Raw genomic sequence first — 24,300 nt, 5'->3', positions numbered from 1 at the left:
CATAGTTAAACTTATGGCGACTTTTTATTTAAGTTATAGATTTAGAAATCTGCCGGTAACTTAGGCACAATCCCTAAGCCCTTGGTGCCATCACCCGTATGGGTACCGATGACAGGACCAATATTGGTATAGCTAAGGGGCATACCAGGATAGGCTTCCTTCATCATCTCATCTAATACCTTTAGATCTTCTGGCGCACCCGCTTGGCCAATGCCGACATGCACGCCCTGAGGGTAGCGTGTTTGCCATTCTGACACTAGCTCCACCATACGACGGTAGACCTTCTTGGTCGTGCGGATTTTCTCAGAAACGGCAATCTTACCTTCTTCAAAATGCAGTAGAGGACGAATCTGTAAGATATTACCCAAGATGGCACTGGAAGCCGACAAGCGACCACCCTTAACCAAGTTATTGAGGTCTCCTACCATGAGATAGACATCCGAATGACGTGCCGACCATTCTAGGCGACGACCCACTTGCTCTGCTGACAAACCTTGGTCAATCCAGTCTAAGGTTTCCTTGACTAAGATTTCCATGACCATACAAGATGAGCCAGAGTCTACTGCATAGGCTTGTAATTTGTCCTCATACTCACTCAAAAGCATACGAGCAGTTTGATAGGTTCCGCTGATTTCACTGGAGAGGTGAATGGCATAGACCGTATCATAGCCAGCCGCTACTAATTGGTCCAAGAGGGCCAAGTAATCCCCTGGTTGGGGCTGAGAAGTTGTCGGTAATTGATTTTCAGACTTGAGGCGGGTGTAAAATTCATTTAATAATTGCAGGTCAGAAGTATCCTTCATAACTGAGCCATCGCTGAAATTAACCGACAAGGCAACTTGATAGACGTCTGGATGTTGGGCTAAGGCCTCTGATAAGTAGGCAGTAGAGTCAACAATCACAGCTGCTTTCATCAACATTCCTCCTTAATTCAAAAATACGCTCCAGAGGGATTATATCAAATATCGCGCCAAATGTCTTGCCATGTGGTAGAATAATGTGGAAAGGAGGCGCCCTAATGAACTATCTGACCATTGATCAAGCCAGTGTCCACGAAATCGAAATCAAGAAGTCCCGCTTCCTCTGCTATCTCTATCCACTCCAGGATCCAGCCGACTTCCCACCAATCCTTGCCGCCTTGCGCAAGGAACATTACAAGGCTGCGCATCATTGTAGCGCCTATATCATCGGTCCTGATTCCCTGACCCAGAAAATGAGTGATGACGGTGAACCTGCGGGTACGGCCGGCGTTCCCATGCTGGAAGTTCTCAAGCAACGTCAGTTAACTAACCTAGCCGCCGTGGTAGTCCGCTATTTTGGCGGGATTAAGCTAGGGGCTGGGGGCCTCATTCGTGCCTATTCCAGTGCAGTCAGTGAAGCCTTGAATCAGGCTACTATTGTCGCTAACGTCAACCAGTTGCTAATTGCTTTAGAGCTGGGCTATAACCAAGTCGATTCCTTCCAGTATTTTCTGGACCATAGTGACTTGGATGTCACGGTTATGGACACCGAATATGCCGGCCAAGTCACCTATACTTTGGCTATCTATCAAGACCAAGCTACGACCCTAGAAGCCCAACTACGCGACCGTTTCAATGGTCAAATAGGCTGGCTAGAACTAGGCGAGGAGACCGTCAATGTCCCTGTCAAACAAGCAGCCGACCTAGATTAAGATATATACAAAAGACCCGAGACAAGTGTCTCGGGTCTTTGTGTCCTCTAAAACTTTTCGAAGAAGCTCTGCAACCAGTTAACTAAGGCGCCTTGCTTGAGGTTATCAGGCAAGACCTGGTTGACAACCGCCACATGCTGTTCAAAAGAGCGGTTCATGATTTTCTGGATTTCTCTCAGGCGCATATCGCGTCCTTGGCGTTCTGCCGTGGCAATCTGCTTAAGGACCTCGATATAACTGTAGGCCAGACTCAAAGTCAAACCAGAAGCAATGGCTCCCGTCACCGCACCGCCCGTTACCGTCCCTAAGCCAGGTAGAATCTTGAAGACGGATGATACCAAGAGTTTCCCCATCAAAGTAGTGCCACCGGTCCCACCTAAACCCATAACTAGGCTAATTAACTGGGATTTCTCTAACGACACCCCGAAGATGGCCGATAGATGGGCCAACATGGTAATTTGCATGGGAACTAGGAGCGTCGCGTCAGCTACCGGAATTGGCACAAAGCCAACCCCAAATGCTGTCGTCACATAGGTTTGCGCCCAACGTCTAGCCTCTTTGACCTTTCTTGCCAAATCGACCTGTTGGGCGTTGATAAAAGCCCGGTGAACTGACTCCGGCACTAAACCTAGGCTCAACTCCAAGAGCTCATTTAAGCCATGAGACGGGATTATAGCCTGTTTTGGCAGGCTATAAGCCTTGGCCAGAATAGGCACAATCCCCTTGACTGGCAGAGCCATTTCCTGTAACTGATTAAGAAATTCCTGGTTACCTGGATCCAGTTGTTGGGTCAAGACCAGAATAACCGGCACATACTGGGCCAAGGTCTTGATGATTTCGATTTCCATGGCTTCAATTCTAGCCATGGTCGAATTCAAGCAGTAGTAGACCACGTGAATTTTATCGCGCGGATCGCCTTGGCGCTTCTCAATCAGGAGATCCGACAAGCTGGCTAAGACCTCCCGTTGGGATTCAGCTGTCAACTCCAGCCCCTTGGTATCATAGAGGGTCAGAGGCACGCCTTCCTTAGTAATGCGCACGAGTTGTTGAGTAATGGGTAGCCCGGCCCCTGTGCTTGCCAAATTTTCCCGGAAAAGGGCATTAATGAGCGTGGATTTACCACTCCCAGTTTTACCTGCTACTAGGACATTGAGGGGCTGCATCTTGTCAACTTCAGTCTGGGTTTTATTGAGTAACTCATCCACCAGCTGGGTGTTGACCCGACGCTTGAAAAGTTGATTTAGTTGGCGCATAGGCCACCTCCTGGACTGACATTAGTCGTTGTTGCGACTAGATAGAAGAATCAAACGGAGCAACTGTAAGGCTGTGGCACTGGCTGCCGCCACATAGGTTAAGGCTGCTGCATTAAGCACTTTGCGGGCAGCTGGCATTTCTTCTGGGGCCAAAAGTTGGTTTTGTTCCAAAATTTTAAGTGCCCGCGCGCTAGCATCGAATTCCACTGGCAGGGTCACCACTTGGAAGACTAAGACTAGGGAGAAGAGAATAATCCCAAATTGGACCAAGCCCATCATTTGGAAGATAAAGCCGGCAATAATAACTGGCATGGCCGCTGCTGAACCAATTTGGGTCACAGGCACTAAGGCATTACGCAAACGGAGCGGGAAGTAGTTCTCAGCGTCTTGAACTGCGTGGCCACATTCGTGGGCAGCAACCGCAACCGCTGCAACCGAAGTCTCCATATCGGTCGCATCAGACAGACGCAAGACCTTGTGACGGGAGTCATAGTGGTCAGTCAAATCACCTGAAACATGTTCGACTTGAACATTGTTAATCAGGGTTTGTCGCAGAATGGCTTGAGCCACTTGGCGACCGGTCGTGCCCTTGCTAGTTTCCCATTCGCTGTATTTGCTGAAGGTGGATTTTACTTTCCATTGGGCATAACCAGCAAAAGCCATCCCGATAATGATTAAGAAGTAAGTTGGGTCAAATAAATATCTCATGGATATCCCTCCATTATTTTCAAGTTATACCTTATTATATCAAGTTTAAGGACCCTTGGCATCTTTTAGGCTGAGCCCTTTGGGAAAACTTAAGAAATCTTGCCTTTAAGCCCTATCCCCCAAATCATGACAAATGTCACATCATGTCATGACAGGCGCTACTACTAGCCTCCGATTGCTTGGCCTATAATAAAAATATCAACAGCAAGGAGGGAACTATTATGAGTCTCATTAATGTAAAAGGTGTTGGCAAGACCATCAAAGGTCGCCCCATCTTACAAGATATCAACTTCTCGATTGAGGCTGGCGAATGCATCGCCCTCATTGGTCCTAACGGGGCCGGCAAGACCACTCTGATTGAGCTCTTACTCCATGACAAAATCCTCAGCCAAGGGGCCATCACTATTAAGGGTATGGCCGTAGGTAACCGCAAACTCAAGAGCACTATCGGCCTTCTACCTCAGACTAACGAGCTTCCTAAGAACCTCAAGGTAAAAGAATTAATCAGCTTCTTCCAATCCATCTACGACTACCCCTTGACCCAGGAAGAAATTCAAGACATTTTGCGTTTCAGTCCTAGTCAATACAATCAGATGACCCAATCCTTATCCGGCGGTCAACGTCGTCTTCTGGGCTTCGCCTTGACCCTGATTGGCCGTCCTTCCGTTCTCATACTAGACGAACCGACAGCTGCCATGGATACTTCAACCCGCCAACAATTCTGGGAAATTATTCGCCGTATCAAAGAAACCGGCACTACCATTCTCTACTCTTCTCACTACATTGAAGAAGTCGAACATACAGCCGAACGGATTCTGGTTCTCCACCAAGGCAAGCTTATTCGCGACACGACCCCTCACCGTATGCGGTCAGAAGAATTAACCCAATTCTTTACCGTCCCAGTCCGCTTCCAAGAAGTCTTGTCCAAACGCCAAGACATTATGGACCTAACCGAAAGTAGTGATAGTCTGACCTTCCATACTAAGAATGGTGCTGAAGTATGGGCTGCCCTTAGCCAAGCGGGTTGTGACTTCAGTGAATTAGAAGTCGCGCGCCGCACCTTACTCAATAGTATTTTCGAAACCACCCGAGACGACCAAGAAAGCGAGGTAAAATAAAATGAAAAACTTACGCGCCCTCATCAAGGTAGAGACCTACTTTACATTACGCAATTGGCAAAGTTTAGTCATGGCCATCGGCATGCCCTTAGCTTTCTACCTTCTCTTCTCTGGTATCTATCAAGCGGAGATGCCTTATAGCTACAGAGTCTTCATGATGATTTCCATGACGGCTTCTTCTCTTCTAAGCTTCAACGTTTTCGCCCTACCCTATAATTTAACTGCAGACAAGCACACCAATTGGCGGCGTTTTCTTCACCATTCACCGGTGTCTGTGGTACAATATTACTTAGTAAAAGCCTTACGCTTTGCCTTTCTCTATTCCCTCGCCATCGGCGTGGTCTTCAGCTTTGGTGGCTTAGTTCGTCAAATTACCCTACCGGCCGGTGACTATTTCATGGTCATTCTTATTCTCTTGGTTGGGATGATTCCCTTCTCCTTTATTGGGGCCCTCATTTCCTACTTGCCAAGTGAAGAAACCATCTCCATGGTTGGGAACATCGCCTTTATGGCCATGTCACTCTTAGGTGGCCTCTGGATGCCTCTGATGTTTTTCCCTCAATGGATGCAAAATCTAGCCAAATGGATTCCTAGCTACCACTTAATGCAAATCATCCAAAACTGGTATACTAACCGCGTCTGGGCATGGGATTCCATTTTAGCACTGGTAGCCTATGGGATCTGCTTCTTAATCCTGATTGCCTTGGTGCAACGTAAAATTGAAGTAAAATAAGTCCTTTAGAAGGAGGGACTATCATGTTCCAACGTCTGAAAATTGCGATGAAACAGACTCATATCATGTTCTATATTAGTCTAGTCTTCATCCTATTCCCCATTATTGAATCCATCAATCAGTCCCCCATTAATTGGGGGCTTTTGGGCTTTACCTTTATCTTTTTAGTTTCCTATCTCTCCCTCTTATGGAGTCGAGACCAACGAATTGTCACCTTGAGTTGGATTTATGCGGCAAGCTTTATCTGTTACTGTGCTCTTTACCTCAATCCTAACTTCATTTGGTTTCTCTTTTATTTGGGCAATGTCATGGCCTATTGTTTCCCTCGTTCTTCCCTCTTGTCCTGGCGCTGGTTAAGCATTTATGGCATCGCTCTAGGCATCTATCTCTATCATACTTGGCAGGGCTTGGGTCCCATTGAGTTATTCTATCTGGGCCTGCTAATCAGCTTCATCATCCTCTTCTCCATCGGTCAGCGCTTCGGTCGCTTGCGAGAGCTTATGCAGGAAAGAGAAGAAGCAAAAAACAAACAAATCAACCTACTTTTAGCTGAGAATGAACGTCATCGAATCCGGCGTGACCTCCACGATAACCTAGGCCATCTCTTCGCCACCTTGGCTGTTAAAAGCGAACTAGCCACTAGCCTGATGGACCGTCAGAAATATGAGGCCGCCCAAGAACATGTCAAGGATATTCACCACCTAACTCAGGAAGCGATGCACCAGGTGCGGGCCATTATCAACGACTTAGACCACCACGACTTGGCTAACGAACTCATCCGGCTGCAAGAAATGTTAGAAATATCTGGCATCCAGGTGGTCATTGACAACCAACTAGGTACCCTGTCCTTGACTCAGGACCAATCCTCCACCCTAGCCTTGTGTTTGCTAGAAGCCTGCAACAATATCATCAAGCACGCCCAAGCTAAGCATGTGCTCATCCGTCTCTGGCAGAACGACAATTTCCTCTACGCCTTTGTAGAAGACGATGGGCAAGGTTTTGGCCCCGTGCAAGAAGGTGAACTCCACACCATCTTAGATCGCCTGCAAATTCAAGGTGGACAGCTAAACATCCTCAGTCGTCGCCAACCTACCCAAATCCAACTTAAAATGCCCTACGAGAAAGGATAGGTGATTCCATGCGCCTCTTAATTGCAGAAGACCAAGCCATGCTTCGAGATGCCCTCTGTCAACTCCTAGAGCTGGAAGACCAAGTAGAAAGCGTCCACCCAGCCAAAAATGGCCAGGAAGCCATGGAAATTATAGGTAGCCAGACCATCGATATCGCTCTCTTAGACATTGAAATGCCTTACGCCAGTGGCTTAGATGTGCTAGAGTGGTCTAAGTCCCATCACCCTGAGGTTAAGGTCCTCATCTTCACCACCTTCAAGCGTCCCGGCTACTTCGAGCGCGCCCTTAAAGCCGATGTCGATGCCTTCGTCCTCAAGGAGCGCCCAGTCCATGCCCTCATGGAAACTCTAGAAAACATCCTAGCGGGTAAGAAAGAATATGCGCCTGAGCTCGTTGATCGCCTTTTCACTCATCACAACCCCTTGACCCCACAAGAGCGCCAGCTCATGGCAGGCGTTAGAGAAGGGCTCTCCAACAAGGAGTTAGCCCAGGAGCTCCATCTATCAGAAGGTACCGTCCGCAACTACATGTCTACCGTTCTGCAAAAACTAAGCGCTAAAAACCGGGCGGATGCCATCCGTATCTGCCAAGAAAATGGTTGGTATTAAAATTTCGCAAAGAAAAAAGACTGAGAGGCATCAGCTTCTCAGTCTTTTACTTTATCTTAGTCTTCTAAGTCCACGTTGTGGTAAACGCGTTGAACGTCGTCATTGTCTTCTAAGACTTCAATCAAACGCTCGAATTTAGCTAAGTCGTCACCTGTTAAGGTCACTTCGTTTTGTGGTAAGAGGTCTAATTCTGCCACTTCAAACTCGCTAATCCCCATGGCTTCCAAAGCTGATTGAATGGCGTGGAAGTCGTTAGGTTCGCCGTAAACGACAACAGACTCACCTTCTTGCGTTACTTCACGGACATCTACATCGGCTTCTAATAAGCCCATCATGATTTCGTCAGCATCTTGGCCAGCGATAACGAAAACAGCTGTCGCGTCGAAGAGGTAGCTAACAGACCCGCTGACACCCATGTTCCCGCCGTTCTTACCATAGGCCGCCCGCACATCACTGGCAGTCCGGTTTACGTTGTTAGTCAAGGCATCCACGATAATCATGGAACCATTTGGCCCGAAACCTTCGTAGCGGAGCTCTTGGAAACTTTCGTCGCCGCCACCTTTGGCTTTTTCGATAGCACGGTCAATGACATGCTTAGGCACATTATAGGTCTTAGCACGATCAATGACAAATTTCAATTTTTGGTTACTATGGGGATCTGGATCGCCTTGTTTAGCTGCTACGTAAATTTCAATCCCGAATTTTGCGTAGACCTTACTGTTATTGGCATCCAACTTGGCTTTTTTTTCTTTGATGTTGGCCCATTTACGTCCCATTCTTTCACATCACTTTCTCTTAAGATATTACTATTATAAGGCTAAGCCCCCGCTATGGCAAGGTCTGACACTCATTTGCCTTGCCAGTGGACAAGTAGGCTTTTAGTAGCCCCCGACCTTACGAATGACTTTATAAACCTGGTTGGAAACCCAACGTCCTACTCGCGTATTCGCTGTTGTTAAGCGGCCAAAGAAAGCATAACGCAAGACTTTGAAGGCCTCAGGGTTACGTTCTTGTAGGAAGTTCCAGAGGTCTTGGCGCTTAGCTATCGCTTCTGGTGTCCCAATACGATTGAGCAAGGCGCTAGAAATGCTGGTGACAATCTCCAAATGTTTAAGCAAATACTGGCGAATGCTAGGATGTAGCGGTTGGCTAAAGTCAACCGCTTCAATCAAGAGTCGGTTGACCTTAAGTTGCTGGTCAATCCGCCCCATCATAACTCGTTCATTGACCGACTGGTCATCTCGGCCAATCAGATAACGATAGAAGTCGACATCCAGATAATAGAGGCGCTGAACATGCTGAATCGGTTGATAGACAAAGACATTATCTACATAGAAGGTGTGTTCTGGCAAGATAAGACCACAATCTCTCAACAGTTGGGTCCGATATATCAATGAATGCATCATGAGATACTCGCCTACTGAGAAAGGCTTGACTTCATCCCAACCAAAGAACTGATTAATAGGCAAATTACGCTCGTAGCGAACCGTTCGCTTGGCGCCTTCCTCTCCCTGCTCATAAACATAATTGGTCAAGAGAACATCCACCTGGGTATTCTCTGCTTCAAAGCGCTCAAGGGTTGCCATAACCGCCGCCAAAGCCGACTCATCCACCCAGTCATCAGAGTCTACTACCTTGAAATATTGGCCCGTCGCATGGGCTAGACCAGTATTGACGGCCCCACCATGCCCCTTGTTAGCCTGATGAATAGCCTTGACCTGGTCTGGATAGCGACGCTGATAGTCATGAGCAATGGTCAAGGTTTCATCCTTAGAGCCATCATCAATGACCAAGATTTCAATCTGGTCGCCTGCCGGCAAGAGGGACTCAATAGCCCGTCCCATATAATCTGCGGAATTATATGAGGGGATTGCCACAGTTAGTAATTTCATTAAATATTCTACCTTTCTAGTCGAAACATTGAAGTCAATGGCTCCTAGCCTTGGGCAGGCTTCTTGAAGAGGCGCTTGAGGCCAATACGGCCTTTTTTCTTATCTAAGACAGTGACTTCAACTTCCAAGATATCCCCCACAGCTACCGCTTCTGAAGGATGCTTGATGAATTTCTTGGATAGTTTGGAAATATGAATCAGGCCATCTTGCTTGACCCCAATATCCACAAAGGCACCGAAGTCGACTACGTTGCGGACTACGCCTTGTAGTTGCATCCCAACTTCGAGATCGTCTAAGGACATGACATCTTCACGTAAAATCGGTGCTGGACCAGCGTCCCGGATATCATGTAGGGGATGCTTGAGCCCCTCAATAATATCGACAATGGTTGCCTGACCTACTTCTAGCTCCTGAGCTAGTTGAGCTGGCTTAAGGGCACTTAAGGCCTCCACTGCATGATCAGAGCCAATCGCGTCTAGGGCTATACCTGCACGGTCCAGAATCATACGCGCCACTGCGTAACTCTCTGGGTGAATGCCGGTCTGATCAAGTGGATTCTTACCTCCGACAATCCGGAGGAAGCCAATGGCTTGCTCATAGGTTTTAGGGCCTAGGCGTTTGACATCCTTAATTTGACGGCGGTCTTCAAAGCGACCTAACTCGTCACGAAGGCTAATCAAGTTCTTGGCCGTCGTCGCAGTCAAACCCGACACGTGTTGTAAAAGGGAAACACTGGCGGTGTTGACATCCACGCCCACTCGGTTAACAGTGGTATTAACTACAAAGTCTAGTTCCTCGGTCAATTGCTTTTGAGCCACATCGTGCTGATACTGACCCACACCAATGGACTTTGGATCAATCTTAATCAATTCAGCCAAAGGGTCTTGCAGACGGCGAGCAATGGAAACCGCGCTCCGCTCTTCTACCTGATAATCCGGAAATTCTTGACGGGCTAGTTCACTAGCTGAATAGACAGAAGCCCCCGCCTCGTTAACAATCATATATTTAACTGGTTGGTCCAAGGTCTTGATGACTTGAGCTACGAACTGCTCAGATTCCCGACTGGCGGTCCCATTCCCAATAGCAATGACTTCGACCCCGTGTGCTTTAATCAAGTCTGCCAATTGGCCACTAGCCGCTTGACGTTGGCGTTCACCTGCTGGTTTATGAGGGTAAATAACCCCTTTATCTAAGACCTTACCGGTTTGGTTGACGACCGCTAGCTTACAGCCTGTACGGTAGGCAGGGTCCAAGCCCAGCACTGTCCGTCCCTTAAGAGGTGGCGTCAGGAGCAAATGTTTGAGGTTGTCACCAAAGACTTGGATGGCTTGCTTATCTGCCCGCTCAGTCGCTTCATTACGAAGTTCCCGCTCAATGGCTGGAAAGATGAAACGTTTGTAAGCATCTCGAATAGCCGCCTGCCCTAAGACACGCTTAGCTTCTGGGAGATTTTCAGCTAGGACATGCCGCTCCAAATAATTGAAAATCGGCGCTTCATCCACCTCAATAGATACGCTGATAACCTCTTCCTTCTCAGCTCGGTTGAGGGCTAAGGTCCGGTGCGCTGGTAGGTCGCTAAGTTTATTTTCGAAGTCATAATACATCGCATAGACTTGGTTAGGGTCCGCCTCTTCCCTCTTGAGCTTGGTCTTGAGGATGGCATTATAACGCATGTATTTGCGGATAAATTCGCGGTAGGCAGCATTGTCTGACACCCATTGGGCCAGAATTTCATGGGCACCGGCTAGAGCAGCTGCCACATCAGTAACTTCTTCGTTAAGATAGCCAGCAGCAGTCTCTTCGACGTCCCCTGCCTGCTCATTCAACAACCATTGAGCCAAAGGTTCCAAGCCTTGTTCAATAGCCACCATGGCCTTAGTACGACGCTTCTGCTTATAAGGTCGATAGAGATCTTCCACTTGTTGCAAGGTGCTAGCCGCTTCGATTTGCCCAGCTAATTCTGGAGTCAGTTTTTCTTGCTCATCAATCAGACGCTTAACTTCTTCCTTACGCTCGGCCAATTGCGTGACATAACGATAGCGGGTCTCAATCTCATGGATTTGGACTTCATCTAGGGCGCCTGTTTTTTCCTTACGATAGCGCGCAATAAAAGGAATGGTGTTGCCTTCGGCCAAGAGCTCTAAGACAACACTGACCTTATCAACCGGCAACTTAAGTTCCTTAGCTACCTCTTGTACTTCATGTGTTAATGTTACTGTCATGATTTAATCGTCCACCTTTGGTGCGTCCGAATGAACGCAGAATGTTTCGAGAAGGGTCTCGTGATTGATTCGGACAGCCAATAGATGGCCACCGTATACTGCACCGCCATCAATGCCAATCAAATCACCCTCACGATGCCAAACATGATGAGTCTGGCCATCGTCATTGAGCCGACCAATCGGGGTATGGCCGAAGATAATTGGCCGCCCAGTCTTATTAGGCAGCGTATGGAAGGGTTCGCGAATCCAGACAAAATCGCGACGCGAAGAATCTTGCCACTGGTCGACTTCCGGATTAACCCCAGCATGTGCAATGATGAAGTTGCCAAATTCTGTATAGAGGGGCAGGCTCTCCAACCAGGCTTGTAGCCACGGCTGAGTCTCCTTCAAGCAGGCAGACAGCAGCTGGCCAGATTGGTCTTCTAGCCTACTAGGCGTCGTCTCTAAAAATTCTGAGATGGTGGTCAAACCACCGTTACGCTTATAGCGGCCAAAGTAGTTTTCTGGGTCCGTCAAGGTCTCCAATAACATATCCTCATGGTTACCACAGAGACAGATAGCGCCATGACTGGCTTGAAGCTCCCTTACTTTTTCAACCGTGGCCTTCGAATTCGGTCCTCGGTCAATCAAGTCCCCCACAAAGATTAGTTGTTGATCTTCTGGGCGCCAATGGGTCAATAGTTCTTCCAAAAGATGGTACATACCATGGATATCCCCAATAACAAATGCTTCCTGCTTAGTCAAGGCTATCGCCTCCTTCTCATTCAATCCTCTTCATTATAGCATAAAAGCCTTTAAAACACGATATCTAGCCCTAAAGCTCCTCGTTTATCAGACATTTTGTTACGAATTCTACACATTTTCATTCCACCTATCCTTGCAGTGTTCAAAAACACGAACATTCAATTTTTTTTGAAGACAAATCCAATTAGAACTAGTTCTATCTGCCACTGTCTATGCTATACTCAATTCTGTTCTATTAATCCAAACATTAGGAGGCTATTATTTTGGAACGTTTTTTCAAATTACGTGACCATGGAACGACCGTGGTAACTGAATTTATTGCAGGTATTACCACCTTCCTTGCCATGGCATATATTGTCTTTGTCAACCCGTCTATTCTGTCTCAAACCGGCATGCCTAGCCAAGCTGTCTTTCTAGCTACCCTCTTTGCGGCAGCTACCTCTACACTGGTCATGGGGCTTTTCGCTAATGTCCCTTACGCCTTGGCTCCAGGTATGGGCCTCAATGCCTTTTTCACCTTCACCGTCTGCTTCGGTCTAGGTTTCACCTGGCAAGAAGCCTTAGCCATGGTTTTCCTCTGCGGTGTCTTCAACATCCTGATTACCGTCACAAAAATTCGTAAACTCTTGATTGTTTCCATCCCAGAATCCCTACAACACGCTATTTCTGCTGGGATTGGGGTCTTCATCGCCTACATCGGGGTCAAGAATGCAGGCTTCTTAAACTTTACAGCCTCCGGTTCTAGCATCCTTTCTGTTAATGGCGGCCCAGCTAGTGCTACTCAATATGCTGGCGGGGTTACCAATGTCGTAGCTGATTCCGGTATCGTCCCAGCCTTGGTCAACTTCACTCAGCCATCTGCAATTCTCGCTTTGATTGGCTTAGCTATCACCATTATCCTCATGGTCCGTCAAGTCAAAGGCGCCCTTCTCTTAGGGATTGTAATCACTACCGCCTTAGCCTTTCCAATGGGCTTGATTGACCTCTCAAGTGCCAACCTAGCACAAAATTCTCTTGGCAATGCCTTTGAGGAACTCGGTCAAACCTTCTTAGTCATCTTCCGTCCAGAAGGTCTTCCAGCCCTCTTTTCAGACTGGAGCCGCCTTCCATTAGTGTTAATGACCATCTTCGCTTTCAGCCTCTCTGACGTCTTCGATACCATCGGGACCTTCGTCGGGACCGGTCGTCGGACTGGTATCTTCTCCGCTGAAGACGAATTAGCCCTACAAAATAGCTCAGGCTTCAGCTCAAAAATGGATAAAGCTCTCTTCGGAGATTCAATCGGGACTTTGATTGGTGCCCTCTTTGGGACATCTAACACGACCACCTATGTGGAATCTGCCGCTGGGATTGGCGTTGGGGGCCGAACAGGCCTTACTTCTGTCGTCACCGCCTTACTATTCCTAGCGACCATGTTTATTGCACCTTTTGTTAGCCTAGTACCGACTGTTGCCACTGCGCCTGCCCTTATCATTGTCGGGGTCCTCATGATGGCTTCCTTCAGCGATCTCAACTGGACTGATTTCGCCGAGGCTGTGCCAGCTTTCTTCTCTTCCATTTTCATGGGCTTCTCCTACTCTATCTCTTACGGGATTGCAGCAGGCTTTATCACCTACGCTATCGTGAAAGTAACGCAAGGCAAGGCCAAAGAAATCCACGCTCTCTTGTGGGTCTCCATTGCCCTCTTTGTCCTTAACTTCATTATTTTAGCCCTTATTTAAGGGAGCTCATCCCTAGCAGAGACTCTGTCTCTGCTTTTTTCTTGCCATAAAAAAACTGAGACCCTAGGCCTCAGTTGCTTATGCTTATTGTAACCAAGTAAAGTGCTGGTAATGGCTGTTGATTTGCTCCCAATCTTCAGGACCAAAATGAGCCAGTGCCTCTTTCATCAAAGTAGCTAAATCAGTCGTTGACAAGGTCTTCATTTGATCGCTTGAGAACATATGATAGTCGCCCCCGCCACAGGCCCGATATTGGGTTAGAGCTAGGGTATAAGTGGCATCCAAATCCAGTTCTTGACCCTTACGCTCATCCACGATACTTACCACACGTTGACCAACTGGTTGAGTCAAATCTACTGTAGTCATCAAGCCACTGAATACATCAAAGTTATAGTGCTTAGGTTTAGGCGCAATGTAACTTGGATTAATGGCCTTACGCCCATTCTGATCTAGCACCAGATAGTTGAGATCAAACTCTAAGGCATCCTTGATGGTCTGACCACTTACCTCAACAGTCGCAATCAGATTATAGTAGGGATAACTAGCTAGCAGAATTTCATTGGTGATAGGGCCACGAAAATCTTTAAAGGCCTCATTAACTAAAGCGATGGCGCTAAAATCGGCCCCTGTTTCCCGCAATTGCAATTGATTAAGGAACTCAATATAAGGATGTCCATAGACGCGCGCTTCAAAAACATCATTTGTGACAGGTAAAAGAGGTGCCTCTCCTAGGACTTGATTCAACCAAGCCGCCCCTTGGCTAAGCTCTGGTTCCATGACCTCTTGCACCGCCTGGCTGGGACTAGTTTGACTGGTTTCGTGCAAGCTAGCTTGCCCAGAAATAACCCGATGGTCTTGATCCAAGTCTAAAGTAACTTCCGCTACATACTGGCCAGCAAAGCCTGGTTGCACTACCCAGGTCTGTCCAACTTGTTGGCAAATCACACGGTGTTGGTGCCCTGTTAAGAGCACATCTAGGCCTGGAATTCCTTGCAGCATCTCAGCCCCACGGTTTTCGCCTGTTAAAGCTTCAAGGGGTTCAAAGCTATCCAAATCCCGTTCAAAACCACCATGATAAGCTAAGATAAGAACGTCCACCTGAGGTCTGATAAGCTCAGCGTATTCCTTGGCAACCTCATAGGCATTGAGGAAGGCTAGTCCTTCATAGTGCGCCGGCAATTCCCAGTGGGGAATGTATTCTGTTGTCACCCCAATAATCCCAATCCGGATGCCGTCACGTTCAGTAATGACGTAAGGTTGGCCGAGTGCTGGTTGGCCAGTTTCCTGCCAGACAATGTTGGCACACAAAATCGGTGCCTCTAGCTGATTCAAAATATTATCACGATAGTCTTGGCCGAAATTGAACTCATGATTACCAATTAATTGATAATCGTAGCCAATTTTATTCATAGCCCGAGCAAAGACGCTACCGTCGCCTGCTTCCTGCTTGCAGTAAGTGGCGAAGGAAGAACCCTGTATAAAGTCTCCTAAATCAATCGTTAGGACAGGATGATTAGCCTGGTCTTTAAGTTTTTCAATAGTTGCTGCTGTGTTGAGCAATGAGCGCTCAGCATTTTCTGGAGCTTTGAGCCAGAAACCATGTGTGTCGCTGGTCATCAAGATGGATAATTGCCGCATAGTACGCCTCCTTAGTCTTAGCCTTCCTATTATACAGCATCCCGCCAAGCCTCTCAAGTAGCCTAATAAAGTCAAAATAAAAAAGGAAAAGACCAAGAGGTCTCCAGCCCCTCAAGGTCTTTTCCCAAGTCAGTCAAGAAAACGAGCGATTCCTTACCCCCACGTAAGGTCGCACCATTTTCCGGCAGTGCACTCCTTGCATTGCCTAAGTCTATCATACAGCACTTGATTAGCAATGAAAAGGCTTATAGGTGGTCTGTAGATGAAGCTTAACACTTCTGACATCTGGCCTTTATTTGATTGCAAATATTACACTCTTGTAACATTTGCCTAGACCAATCCTAGGCAAGAGCCTCAATTTGATCTAATAAATGATCTACGTAGCCGATTGCTGAACGCAAGGCACCAGCATCCGCCATGGATACGCCAGCATGTTCTGCCAAGGCTAAAGGCCCCATGGTGCCTCCGGCTTTAAGAACTTCTAGCCACTTATCAATAGTGGTTTGGTCGCCTGCTGCAATTTTCTGCCCTACAGCCGTCCCAATGGTTAAACCTGCTGAGTAGGTGTATGGATAAAGGGCCATGAAGTAGTGCGGTTGACGCATCCAAGTCAACTCTGCGCCTGAATTAATTTCCAGAGCATCACCCCAGAATTCCTTAAGGGTCTCTAAGAAAAATTGATTGAGACTGTCGGTATTGAGGAATTCATCACGGTCTACTGCTTCCAGCACCTTACGTTGGAAGTGAGCTTCCAAGAGGTGAGTGACCATATTGTGGAAGTAGGTCCGCGCAATAAACTCAGCAATTAAGGTCCGTTTTTGCGCAGCTTCTAGCGGTTGGCTGAGCAAATATTGACACATAATCACTTCATTGGCCGTTGAAGGCGCCTCGATAAAGTAGAGACTAGCTTCTGGCGTAATAGGTGACACATGCTGGTTGGTTAACTGGAAGTGCCCCGCATGCCCCAATTCATGAGCCAGAACAAGCACTTCGCTGAGTAAGCCTGTCCAGTTGAGCAGAATATAGGATGGGCCATCGGCTACCGTCGCACAGAAGCCACCGGTTGATTTAGTCTGGTTCATTGGATAGTCAATCCAACGCTCATCGAAGGCACGACGCACAATTTCTTGATAGTCAGGGCCCAGGACCTTGAAGGTATCTTCCACCATGGCACGAGATGCCTCAATGCTGATGGTTTCAGCAGGTTCCTTCGAGAATGGCATCTTAATATCTGCCAAAGATACTTTATCCAAGCCCTGCTCAGCTGCTAGTAAGCGCGCGTAACGACGCATCACCGGCGCAAACTCTGACATAATGACATCAATTTGGCGATTATAGGCTTCACGACTCACATCTTGCTTAAAGAGTTCGTAATCAATGATTGAGTCAAAACCGCGCAACTTAGCTTCCTTCTTGCTCGTTTGCACATAGTTGAGGTAGTTAGCTGCTGCCGTGTGTTGATAGCGCGCCAAGCCATCATGGAAAGACTTCCATGAAGCATGACGTAATTCATAGTCGCTAGCCCCCTCGTAGTCCCCCTCAAATTTGACGAAACTATTTGGATAGGTCTTACCCGACACTTGGAAATCGTCGAAGGTCAAGTCCTGGAACTTGAGGGTTCCATAGAGAGAATATTGGTTGTAGAGCGAGCTCTGGAAACTAGATAAGAGCTCTTCAACCTCCTTAGAAAGGACGCTAGGTTTTAAACGCAAGACTTCATTGAGGTAGCCCGCATAGCGCTTGCCCTTGTCAGATTGACTAAACTCTCTCAGGTAGGCTTCATCCAAGGCTGATAACTCTGGTGCTAGAAAGGCAAGCTTAGCCCCTACTAATTCAAAGAGTTGATCTAAGCCCACCGCGTTGGCTTCATTCTGAGCATCTAATTTGTCGGTCTCATAGGCTAGTGAACCATAATGGGAAACCCAGGAAATGGCCACTTGAATAGCCTCATAGTCGGCTAAGGCCTTTTCTAATTGTTGCGCTTGACCCAGAGTGCCCGCATAGTTAGCTTCAAATTCCGTCACCTGTTTCTTCAAGCCCTCTACGGCCACTTCATAGGCCGCCTGGTCTTGATACAAGAGACTTAAATCCCAGGTCTCTGCCAGAGGCAGTTCCTGTCTTAAAGGTAATGACATCTTACTTTCCTCCTTGTTCTGCACGTAATTCATTGATAAAGCGTTCAATGCGCTCAAAGGCTTGTTTGAGTTCATCGATTGAGTAGGCATAAGATACCCGTACGAATCCTTCGCCTGACTGACCGAAGGCAGACCCCGGCACAACCGCCACCTTGTGCTCCCGAATCAGACGGGTAGCAAACTCTTCGGAACTTAGGCCAAACTGACTAATATTCGGAAAAATATAGAAGGCGCCAAAAGGCTCAAAGCATGGAATGCCTAAGCGTTTGAGCTCCGCCATCAAAAAGCGTCGACGTTGATTATAGCTGTCACGCATCATTTCCACATCGCTAGCCCCATTCTTAAGCGCCATGGTACCGGCATACTGACTCATAGTTGGCGCAGCCATAATAGCAAACTGGTGAATTTTCACCATCTGAGCCAGGATTTCTTCTGGACCACAGCAATAGCCCAGGCGCCAACCGGTCATGGCATAGGCCTTAGAAAAGCCATTGATATAGATAGTCCGTTCAACCATACCTGGCAAATCAATGAGCGAATAGTGTTTCTTACCAGTATAGGAAAGCTCACTATAGATTTCATCTGTAATAACCAAGAGATCATGGCGTACAATGACCTCAGCGATGGCTTCTAAGTCCTCTTTGGTCATAACCGCACCGGTTGGGTTATTGGGGAAGGATAAAATCAAGGCCTTGGACTTAGGCGTAATCGCCGCTTCTAACTCTTCCGCCGTCAGCCGAAAATCATTGGCTTCCTTAAGTGGAATAGGCACCGGAACGCCATCCGCCAGGGTAATACATGGCAAATATGAAACATAGCAAGGTTCATGATAAATCACTTCATCTCCAGGTTCTAGACAGGCCCGCAAGGCTAGGTCAATGGCTTCTGATCCCCCGATTGTGACTAAAACCTGAGTGGCAGGATTGTATTGAACCGCATGATTGCGCGCGATGTAATTAGAAATCTCGGTTCGTAATTCCATGAGCCCACGGTTAGCTGTATAGAAAGTCCGGCCTTTCTGAAGGGTGTAAATCCCCTCTTCGCGCACATGCCAAGGGGTATCAAAATCGGGTTCCCCCACCCCTAGCGAAATGACATCTTCAATCTCATTGGCGATGTCGAAAAATTTGCGAATCCCAGAGGGCTGAATGGATTGCACCTTCTGGTTGATAAAACGATGACTCATGGAGTAACCACCATCCGTTTGTGTTTGTCATCCTTAACGAACATGGTGCCGTGGTCTTTGTATTTCGTTAAGATAATATGAGTTGCCGTCGATTGCACTTCTTCAATCACAGACAAACGACTAGAAACAAAGAGGGCAATTTCCTTCATTGGTGCCTTTTTAAGCTCAACTAGGAAGTCAAAGCCCCCAGACATAAGGTAGAGAGAGTCTACTTCTGGGAAGAGATATATTTTTTCGGCAATGCGGTCAAAACCTTGCCCACGTTGAGGATTAACCTTCAATTCGATAATGGCAGAAACACTTTGATCATCGGTTTTATCCCAGTTAATTAGGGTATGATAACCGACAATAATACGGTCGGCTTCAAGCTCGGCAATGGTTTTGATTACTTCTTCTTCACTATAACCTAGGCGAACAGCCAATTCAGCCGGTGAAATTCTACTGTTGCTTTCTAATACTTTTAATATCGCTTGGCGTTGATTCATGATGAAACCTCCTACTAGACTTGTGGCCAGTCTTTGCTGACGCACCCTATTCCTATTATAGCACAAAGCGAGGCTAAGGCGAAAGACTGGAGGTCAGCGCCAAGCAAGTCGAATCTGCCATAGAATAAAGAAAAAGCCGAGCGACTTTTTAAGGCTACTCAGCAAGTCATATTGAGAGAATTAATCCCCAACTTTGATTCGGTCGGTAAGATCTCCTGATTGACTAAAATCAATCGGATAATCTAAGCTAGGTTGCGGCATCTTGTAGCCCAGATAGGTCACAGCAAAGTCCTTGAGCCGGGCGCCCACTTCACGGAATTCACGCTTAAATCGGGTTGATTCTGTCTCTTCAGCCGCAAAGCCTACCGCTTGAAGGCCCAGGCCACGTGCCAACATAAGCGCACGAGAGAGGTGATAGCCCTGGGTAACGATAATAACTCGTTCCTGTCCCAGAACGTGTTTGAGCCGATATAAGCTGTCATAAGTCGAGTAGCCCGCATGGTCTAAATAAATCCGTTGACTGGCTACCCCGTGCTGAATTAGATAGTCCTTCATGACTGCCACTTCATTATAATATTGATTAGTGTGGTCGCCACTCATAATCAGGGCCTTATTTGGAAAGGCTTGAGCTAACTCAAGAGCCGAATTAAGCCGCCCTGCCAAGACCTTACTTGGTTCCTTATTGTCGATGATTCCAGCCCCCAGCACCAGAATAGGTACCTGGTCGCCGGCCCAATCGGAAGCTTGGATTTGTTGAGGAGTCTTAGTTTGGAATTGGGCGCTCGCAATTACCCAAAGGTTAAGGGCTAGAACTAATAAGAGTCCTAAGCTTGCTAGGCCAAAGATTGCTTTAAAAATTGATAGAATCATTTTCACGCGCCTCCCTCCTTTTCAAATATCTCAGCTTTTATAGTATAACAGCATCCTGAAGAGAAGTCTAAAATTGTCAGTCCTGTTGCGAAATTTAACCCAGCTGTTATCCGTTTGTCACGGACTCTACCGATTATCTATGGTAGACTATAGAAGATTACCCCGAGGGCTCCAGCCCCCAACTATCAAATATCCCATAGAAAGAGGAAAGCCCATGAAATTACGCCATATATTTTTATTTTTGCTGGCCATTGTCTTAGGTGCCGGCGCCACTATTCTCTATCTCAAGTTCCAAGAACCTACCCGCAAGAATAATCAGACACAAGAATCCAGTTCTAGCCAGTTAATCAGCCAATCTTCTTCTAGTAAGCCTGAATCTAGCAGTAGCGCCTCTTCCTCTTCGGAACCACCGCAGTCTTTCCTGAATGAAAGTATTCCAGAAGACGCTAGCTACAAGAAGACGGTCTTGCCTGCCGAAATGGACGGTAACGAACTCAACAAGAAAATCAACGAATTCTACCAAGCCAACTACTCTGCAGAAGAGAAAGCTGCTAGCCAACAAGCACTTAGCCAGCAAGAATTAGCAGATTTGCAAAACTACTTGGATCAATCTGGCAATGTTAGTGGCTTGGAAACTAAGGTCGACCAGATCGCGGTTAAGTTAGGCAATCAAACCAGTTACGTCGTTCGTTTAGTTGTGCCAATGACTCGCCAAGAAGCCAACAGTCGCGTCAAGGACAGCGATATCGAACTCATGAACCAAGCCTTGTCCTATGTCGGCAATCGCCTAGTCTTGGTAGCCTACTATGATCAAGCTAAGCAAGCGGTGGTGCCTGTCAGCCTATCTAACAGCTCCCGCCCCGCTCTCTTCTACTATAACGTACAACCTTAAAGTAAATCGAAGGCCACCTATCACTTAGGATAGGTGGCTTTATTTGCTTGGGAAAGGCTAATTTTCAGCTGAGTCTCGAACCGTGTCAATGCCTAAAACTACTGCCAGAACTAATACCGGATGAATCGTCTCATCATAGATTTCAATCTCGAAGGTATCGGACCAGGTCATAATCTTGCTCCGAATGGTCGCGATAATTTCTCCATCTGCATCATAAAGACTACAGCCCTTAAGCCAAGAAATACCATCCACTGTCCAACCTAGACCCTGAATCGATAAACGGGTACTTAAGATGCTGAAGCGCTCTTGAATTGTCGCCACTGCTTGGCCGCCAATACTAATCGTTAGGCGTTGGAAGAAGAGGCGCCACATAGCCTGAGTCACCGTCGCTAAGGCTGTTCCTGTCTTGGCATCTAGAATGGTCATCTGGCGACGAAGCCAGGGCATACGGCCTCGAACTTGATAGACTACGTTTCCTGCTTCATCATAAATCTCAAAGTTTTGGCGAATAGACATAAAATGTTGTTCCATATAGAATTTCATCATATTTTCTCCTTACTTGTGATAGGCGTGCCCCTTCATAATCCGAAAAGCCCGGTAAATCTGCTCGACTAGGACCAGGCGCATGAGTTGATGAGGTAAGGTAATCCGTCCAAAGCTGACCCGCCACTGAGCTTTTTGTTTGAGTCGCTCCGCTAGGCCTAGGGAACCACCGATAATAAAACTAACCTTACTTTGACCATGTAGGGCCATGTGGTCCAAACGCTGGGCTAAATCTTCAGAAGAGATTAGATCTCCTTCAATGGCAAGGACAATGACCTGACGGCCAGCATCTAATCGAGCCTCTATGCGGTCTGCTTCCTTATCTAAAACTTGTTCGATTTCGAGGGGGGACATTTTCTCTGCGGTCGCTTCATCGGCCACTTCAACGATAGAAAGGTTGGCATAGGCGCCAAGTCGCTTGGTATATTCAGCAATCCCTTGTTTGAGATATTTCTCCTTGAGTTTGCCGACACAGATAATTTCAATTTGCATCCTGTTTCCTCCTACCATTATCATAGCATTTTTTGATGATTTTTTGTATGATAATAAGGAATTGAATTAGAATCGAGGTTCTCGCTATGCAAGATCTATTCTCCCCGAGCAAATGGACCGCAACCCAGAAGCTTACCGTTAGCTTTCTGGTGGTTATTTTAACCGGGAGCTTTCTCCTCTGGTTGCCTATTTCCAACCAGCCAGGAACACATCAATCTTATTTAGACCATCTTTTTACTGCCGTCTCTATGGTTTGTGTGACGGGTTTGACCGTCCTATCCATTAAGGACACCTATACGGTCTTTGGCCAAATTGTCGGTATTATCCTTATGCAGATTGGGGGCTTAGGGCTCATCACCCTGATTTCTGTCAGTCTCTTCTACCTGAAGCGACGCATTTCGCTCAAGGACCAAACCACCTTGCAGATGGCCCTTAACCGTAACACAAATGACAACTACAAGAACTTTCTCTTTAATGCCTATCGCTTCACCTTCGCAGTGGAAGCCATTGGCGCCCTAGTTCTGATGACGGACTTCATCCCACGCTATGGTTGGGCAAAAGGCGCCTTCAATTCAGTGTTTGTTGCGGTTTCTGCCTTTTGCAATGCTGGCTTTGACAACCTAGGTAGCAACAGTCTCCAAGACTTCGTCCTCAATCCGACAGTTAACTTTACGGTTGCCCTACTCATCATTGCGGGAGGGATTGGTTTCACCGTTTGGGCCGAGCTGAGGGAAAGGCTGAATCACTACTTCCATTCTCGTCCGCGACTTTTGCGTTTGAGCTTCCGTCGTTTGAGTTCCCACTCCCGCCTGGCACTGATTGCGACTGCTGCCTTGCTTTTAGGTGGGGCCCTTATTACCTGGTTATCAGAGCTCAGACATGGCTCAACCATCGGGAACTACAATATCTTCCAGCAGTGGATGATTTCTTTCTTCCAGTCAGCCGCTTTCCGTACGGCCGGCTTCTCGACATTGAACTATGAAGCGACCCATCCCTTCACAAACCTAGTTTATATGATTCTTATGCTGATTGGGGGAGCACCTGGCGGTACAGCCGGTGGGATTAAGGTCACCACGGCCGCCATCATGTTCTTACTCTTCCGTTCCGAGCTAAAGGGGCACACTGAAGTAACCTTCCATAAACGAGTTATTCCAGCCAGCGCTGTTAAGCAGGCCATGACCATCATCCTCTTTTTCTTCACGGTCTTAATGATTGGCTACTCACTCTTACTCTTGGAGCATCCAGATTTGAATCCTTACCATCTCCTCTTCGAGGCCATTTCTGCTATGGCCACTGTGGGTTCTTCAGCAGGGATTACCTCACAACTTACGACTTGGGGACGCATCATTATTATGGGGATGATGTTCTTGGGCCGGGTAGGTCCCTTTACTGTCTTCCTCAGCTTGCTCCAACGTGACCGCAAAGAAATTCACTATGCCGATACTGACGTTTTAATCGGCTAATCAGAAAGGATCTGTTCACTTATGAAACCAAAACTCAATACCCGGATTATTGGCGTCTTAGGCCTGGGGGTCTTTGGCCGAACCGTCGCTAAAGAACTTAGCAAATATGATGTTGACGTCATTGCCATCGACAATCGACAAGCCAATGTCCAAGACGTGGCGGACTATGTTACTAAGGCGGCTGTCGGTGACATTACCGATTACGACTTCTTGAAAAATATCGGTGTTAAGGAATGCGATATTGTCATTATCGCGACCGGTACTAACTTGGAAAGCTCTGTACTAGCGGCTATGCACTGTAAAAAATTAGGTGTCCCTCGAATCGTGGGTAAGGCTCGTAGCTTAACCTTTGAAGAGGTCCTCTATGAAGTGGGCGTCCATGTAGTGGTCTCTCCTGAACGTGACTCCGGTGTACGTTTAGCATCTAAGATTCTCCGTAATAAGATTGACGAAGTGCTACGTCTAGACGATGATACCTCGATTGTCGAATTTACGGCACCTGATGCATGGGTAGGCAAAACCGTCTTAGAATTAGACTTGCGTCGCAAGTACGAACTTAACCTGATTGGTATGCGGGAAGAAAAAGGTGAGAAGTTGAATTCTTCTATTGCTATCAACCACCCAATTGAAGCCAACACTATTTTAGTCGCGATGGCTAATTCTCATGTTTTCGAGAAATATGACTACTTAGGCTACTTTAACGACTAAACCTACTATCATAAAAAGCCATGGTTTGAAACTGTACTGCACCCCATAAGTTGGACAATAAAAATCCAACTTATGGGGTGTTTTCAA

General features: G+C 47.1%; 23 protein-coding genes. 9 read left to right on the top strand and 14 right to left on the bottom strand.

Annotation, left to right across the window (positions count from 1 at the left end):
- Positions 1 to 41 precede the first annotated feature (41 nt).
- A complete protein-coding gene (locus tag ACO53F_RS07240) occupies positions 42 to 914 on the bottom strand; it encodes a DegV family protein (protein WP_485137889.1) in 873 nt (290 codons plus the stop codon).
- Between the two features lie 104 nt (positions 915 to 1,018).
- Here ACO53F_RS07240 and ACO53F_RS07235 point away from each other — a divergent pair, with 104 nt between their 5' ends.
- Positions 1,019 to 1,672, top strand: coding sequence for a YigZ family protein (locus tag ACO53F_RS07235; protein WP_485137888.1), 654 nt, complete (start codon positions 1,019 to 1,021; stop codon positions 1,670 to 1,672).
- 47 nt (positions 1,673 to 1,719) lie between these two features.
- Here the strand turns inward: ACO53F_RS07235 and ACO53F_RS07230 are convergent, their stop codons facing one another.
- Positions 1,720 to 2,925 carry a YcjF family protein gene (locus tag ACO53F_RS07230; RefSeq protein ID WP_485137887.1) on the bottom strand — a complete coding sequence of 402 codons (1,206 nt, stop codon included), beginning with the start codon at positions 2,923 to 2,925 and terminating at the stop codon, positions 1,720 to 1,722.
- A gap of 21 nt (positions 2,926 to 2,946) precedes the next feature.
- A complete protein-coding gene (locus tag ACO53F_RS07225) occupies positions 2,947 to 3,633 on the bottom strand; it encodes a zinc metallopeptidase (RefSeq protein WP_485137886.1) in 687 nt (228 codons plus the stop codon).
- A gap of 221 nt (positions 3,634 to 3,854) precedes the next feature.
- On the opposite strand from ACO53F_RS07225, the gene ACO53F_RS07220 reads away from it, so the two are divergent.
- Genes ACO53F_RS07220 through ACO53F_RS07205 form a run of 4 tightly spaced genes read left to right on the top strand, consistent with a single transcriptional unit; the run spans position 3,855 to position 7,222 of the window.
- A complete protein-coding gene (locus tag ACO53F_RS07220; RefSeq protein ID WP_485137885.1) occupies positions 3,855 to 4,751 on the top strand; it encodes an ABC transporter ATP-binding protein in 897 nt (298 codons plus the stop codon).
- 1 nt (position 4,752) lies between these two features.
- Positions 4,753 to 5,484, top strand: coding sequence for an ABC transporter permease (locus tag ACO53F_RS07215; RefSeq protein ID WP_485137884.1), 732 nt, complete (start codon positions 4,753 to 4,755; stop codon positions 5,482 to 5,484).
- Positions 5,485 to 5,507: 23 nt separating this feature from the next.
- Positions 5,508 to 6,614: a histidine kinase gene (locus tag ACO53F_RS07210; protein WP_485137883.1), complete on the top strand. Its 1,107-nt coding sequence runs from the start codon at positions 5,508 to 5,510 to the stop codon at positions 6,612 to 6,614.
- A gap of 8 nt (positions 6,615 to 6,622) precedes the next feature.
- Positions 6,623 to 7,222 carry a response regulator transcription factor gene (locus tag ACO53F_RS07205; protein WP_268443609.1) on the top strand — a complete coding sequence of 200 codons (600 nt, stop codon included), beginning with the start codon at positions 6,623 to 6,625 and terminating at the stop codon, positions 7,220 to 7,222.
- Between the two features lie 56 nt (positions 7,223 to 7,278).
- Here ACO53F_RS07205 and ACO53F_RS07200 read toward each other — a convergent pair whose 3' ends face one another.
- From ACO53F_RS07200 to ACO53F_RS07185, 4 genes are all read right to left on the bottom strand, one after another.
- Positions 7,279 to 7,998: a YebC/PmpR family DNA-binding transcriptional regulator gene (locus ACO53F_RS07200; RefSeq protein ID WP_023392229.1), complete on the bottom strand. Its 720-nt coding sequence runs from the start codon at positions 7,996 to 7,998 to the stop codon at positions 7,279 to 7,281.
- Between the two features lie 102 nt (positions 7,999 to 8,100).
- Entirely contained in the window at positions 8,101 to 9,114 is a 1,014-nt protein-coding gene (locus ACO53F_RS07195; protein ID WP_485137882.1) for a glycosyltransferase family 2 protein, read from the bottom strand.
- Between the two features lie 44 nt (positions 9,115 to 9,158).
- Positions 9,159 to 11,336, bottom strand: coding sequence for a Tex family protein (locus ACO53F_RS07190; RefSeq protein WP_485137881.1), 2,178 nt, complete (start codon positions 11,334 to 11,336; stop codon positions 9,159 to 9,161).
- Positions 11,337 to 11,339: 3 nt separating this feature from the next.
- The gene (locus ACO53F_RS07185; RefSeq protein ID WP_485137880.1) at positions 11,340 to 12,080 is read right to left on the bottom strand and encodes a metallophosphoesterase; all 741 of its coding nucleotides are present in this window, start codon (positions 12,078 to 12,080) and stop codon (positions 11,340 to 11,342) included.
- A gap of 263 nt (positions 12,081 to 12,343) precedes the next feature.
- Between ACO53F_RS07185 and ACO53F_RS07180 the strand changes: the two genes are divergently transcribed.
- Positions 12,344 to 13,801: an NCS2 family permease gene (locus tag ACO53F_RS07180; protein WP_485137879.1), complete on the top strand. Its 1,458-nt coding sequence runs from the start codon at positions 12,344 to 12,346 to the stop codon at positions 13,799 to 13,801.
- Between the two features lie 84 nt (positions 13,802 to 13,885).
- On the opposite strand, the gene ACO53F_RS07175 is transcribed toward ACO53F_RS07180, so the two are convergent.
- The 5 genes from ACO53F_RS07175 to ACO53F_RS07155 all read right to left on the bottom strand — a co-directional run bounded on the left by ACO53F_RS07175 (position 13,886) and on the right by ACO53F_RS07155 (position 20,115).
- On the bottom strand, positions 13,886 to 15,439 hold the full coding sequence (locus ACO53F_RS07175; RefSeq protein ID WP_485137878.1) for a bifunctional metallophosphatase/5'-nucleotidase: 1,554 nt from the start codon (positions 15,437 to 15,439) through the stop codon (positions 13,886 to 13,888).
- Positions 15,440 to 15,780: 341 nt separating this feature from the next.
- Positions 15,781 to 17,574: an oligoendopeptidase F gene (gene pepF / locus ACO53F_RS07170; RefSeq protein WP_485137877.1), complete on the bottom strand. Its 1,794-nt coding sequence runs from the start codon at positions 17,572 to 17,574 to the stop codon at positions 15,781 to 15,783.
- Position 17,575: 1 nt separating this feature from the next.
- The gene (locus ACO53F_RS07165; protein ID WP_485137876.1) at positions 17,576 to 18,760 is read right to left on the bottom strand and encodes a pyridoxal phosphate-dependent aminotransferase; all 1,185 of its coding nucleotides are present in this window, start codon (positions 18,758 to 18,760) and stop codon (positions 17,576 to 17,578) included.
- Positions 18,757 to 19,245 carry an Lrp/AsnC family transcriptional regulator gene (locus tag ACO53F_RS07160; protein WP_023392238.1) on the bottom strand — a complete coding sequence of 163 codons (489 nt, stop codon included), beginning with the start codon at positions 19,243 to 19,245 and terminating at the stop codon, positions 18,757 to 18,759. Before ACO53F_RS07160 ends, ACO53F_RS07165 begins: the two co-directional genes overlap by 4 nt.
- Positions 19,246 to 19,425: 180 nt before the next feature.
- On the bottom strand, positions 19,426 to 20,115 hold the full coding sequence (locus ACO53F_RS07155) for a SanA/YdcF family protein (protein ID WP_485137971.1): 690 nt from the start codon (positions 20,113 to 20,115) through the stop codon (positions 19,426 to 19,428).
- Positions 20,116 to 20,329: 214 nt separating this feature from the next.
- Between ACO53F_RS07155 and ACO53F_RS07150 the strand changes: the two genes are divergently transcribed.
- Positions 20,330 to 21,007, top strand: a complete 678-nt coding sequence (locus tag ACO53F_RS07150) for a hypothetical protein (RefSeq protein WP_485137875.1) — start codon at positions 20,330 to 20,332, stop codon at positions 21,005 to 21,007.
- 57 nt (positions 21,008 to 21,064) lie between these two features.
- Here the strand turns inward: ACO53F_RS07150 and ACO53F_RS07145 are convergent, their stop codons facing one another.
- Positions 21,065 to 21,550 (bottom strand): LURP-one-related/scramblase family protein, encoded by a 486-nt coding sequence (locus ACO53F_RS07145; RefSeq protein ID WP_306486335.1) that lies wholly within the window; start codon positions 21,548 to 21,550, stop codon positions 21,065 to 21,067.
- 12 nt (positions 21,551 to 21,562) lie between these two features.
- Positions 21,563 to 22,042 (bottom strand): 23S rRNA (pseudouridine(1915)-N(3))-methyltransferase RlmH, encoded by a 480-nt coding sequence (gene rlmH / locus ACO53F_RS07140; protein WP_485137874.1) that lies wholly within the window; start codon positions 22,040 to 22,042, stop codon positions 21,563 to 21,565.
- Between the two features lie 86 nt (positions 22,043 to 22,128).
- On the opposite strand from rlmH, the gene ACO53F_RS07135 reads away from it, so the two are divergent.
- Both ACO53F_RS07135 and ACO53F_RS07130 read left to right on the top strand, forming a co-directional pair.
- Entirely contained in the window at positions 22,129 to 23,505 is a 1,377-nt protein-coding gene (locus ACO53F_RS07135; protein WP_485137873.1) for a TrkH family potassium uptake protein, read from the top strand.
- Between the two features lie 21 nt (positions 23,506 to 23,526).
- Positions 23,527 to 24,213: a potassium channel family protein gene (locus ACO53F_RS07130; protein ID WP_023392244.1), complete on the top strand. Its 687-nt coding sequence runs from the start codon at positions 23,527 to 23,529 to the stop codon at positions 24,211 to 24,213.
- Positions 24,214 to 24,300: the final 87 nt, after the last annotated feature.

It is taken from the genome of Abiotrophia sp., assembly GCF_057275535.1.
Note: the sequence above shows the minus strand (reverse complement) of the source record. Positions and strands in the feature narration are given on the sequence as shown.

Excerpts from the sequence above, each read along its gene's own strand:
- ACO53F_RS07220 (WP_485137885.1), top strand. The coding sequence starts at position 3,855 with ATGAGTCTCATTAATGTAAAAGGTGTTGGCAAGACCATCAAAGGTCGC.
- ACO53F_RS07200 (WP_023392229.1), bottom strand. The coding sequence starts at position 7,998 with ATGGGACGTAAATGGGCCAACATCAAAGAAAAAAAAGCCAAGTTGGAT.
- ACO53F_RS07215 (WP_485137884.1), top strand. The coding sequence starts at position 4,753 with ATGAAAAACTTACGCGCCCTCATCAAGGTAGAGACCTACTTTACATTA.
- ACO53F_RS07145 (WP_306486335.1), bottom strand. The coding sequence starts at position 21,550 with ATGAAATTCTATATGGAACAACATTTTATGTCTATTCGCCAAAACTTT.
- ACO53F_RS07230 (WP_485137887.1), bottom strand. The coding sequence starts at position 2,925 with ATGCGCCAACTAAATCAACTTTTCAAGCGTCGGGTCAACACCCAGCTG.
- ACO53F_RS07175 (WP_485137878.1), bottom strand. The coding sequence starts at position 15,439 with ATGCGGCAATTATCCATCTTGATGACCAGCGACACACATGGTTTCTGG.
- ACO53F_RS07235 (WP_485137888.1), top strand. The coding sequence starts at position 1,019 with ATGAACTATCTGACCATTGATCAAGCCAGTGTCCACGAAATCGAAATC.
- ACO53F_RS07195 (WP_485137882.1), bottom strand. The coding sequence starts at position 9,114 with ATGAAATTACTAACTGTGGCAATCCCCTCATATAATTCCGCAGATTAT.
- pepF (WP_485137877.1), bottom strand. The coding sequence starts at position 17,574 with ATGTCATTACCTTTAAGACAGGAACTGCCTCTGGCAGAGACCTGGGAT.
- ACO53F_RS07160 (WP_023392238.1), bottom strand. The coding sequence starts at position 19,245 with ATGAATCAACGCCAAGCGATATTAAAAGTATTAGAAAGCAACAGTAGA.
- ACO53F_RS07155 (WP_485137971.1), bottom strand. The coding sequence starts at position 20,115 with ATGATTCTATCAATTTTTAAAGCAATCTTTGGCCTAGCAAGCTTAGGA.
- ACO53F_RS07135 (WP_485137873.1), top strand. The coding sequence starts at position 22,129 with ATGCAAGATCTATTCTCCCCGAGCAAATGGACCGCAACCCAGAAGCTT.
- ACO53F_RS07165 (WP_485137876.1), bottom strand. The coding sequence starts at position 18,760 with ATGAGTCATCGTTTTATCAACCAGAAGGTGCAATCCATTCAGCCCTCT.
- ACO53F_RS07205 (WP_268443609.1), top strand. The coding sequence starts at position 6,623 with ATGCGCCTCTTAATTGCAGAAGACCAAGCCATGCTTCGAGATGCCCTC.
- ACO53F_RS07150 (WP_485137875.1), top strand. The coding sequence starts at position 20,330 with ATGAAATTACGCCATATATTTTTATTTTTGCTGGCCATTGTCTTAGGT.
- rlmH (WP_485137874.1), bottom strand. The coding sequence starts at position 22,042 with ATGCAAATTGAAATTATCTGTGTCGGCAAACTCAAGGAGAAATATCTC.
- ACO53F_RS07210 (WP_485137883.1), top strand. The coding sequence starts at position 5,508 with ATGTTCCAACGTCTGAAAATTGCGATGAAACAGACTCATATCATGTTC.
- ACO53F_RS07190 (WP_485137881.1), bottom strand. The coding sequence starts at position 11,336 with ATGACAGTAACATTAACACATGAAGTACAAGAGGTAGCTAAGGAACTT.
- ACO53F_RS07225 (WP_485137886.1), bottom strand. The coding sequence starts at position 3,633 with ATGAGATATTTATTTGACCCAACTTACTTCTTAATCATTATCGGGATG.
- ACO53F_RS07240 (WP_485137889.1), bottom strand. The coding sequence starts at position 914 with ATGAAAGCAGCTGTGATTGTTGACTCTACTGCCTACTTATCAGAGGCC.
- ACO53F_RS07130 (WP_023392244.1), top strand. The coding sequence starts at position 23,527 with ATGAAACCAAAACTCAATACCCGGATTATTGGCGTCTTAGGCCTGGGG.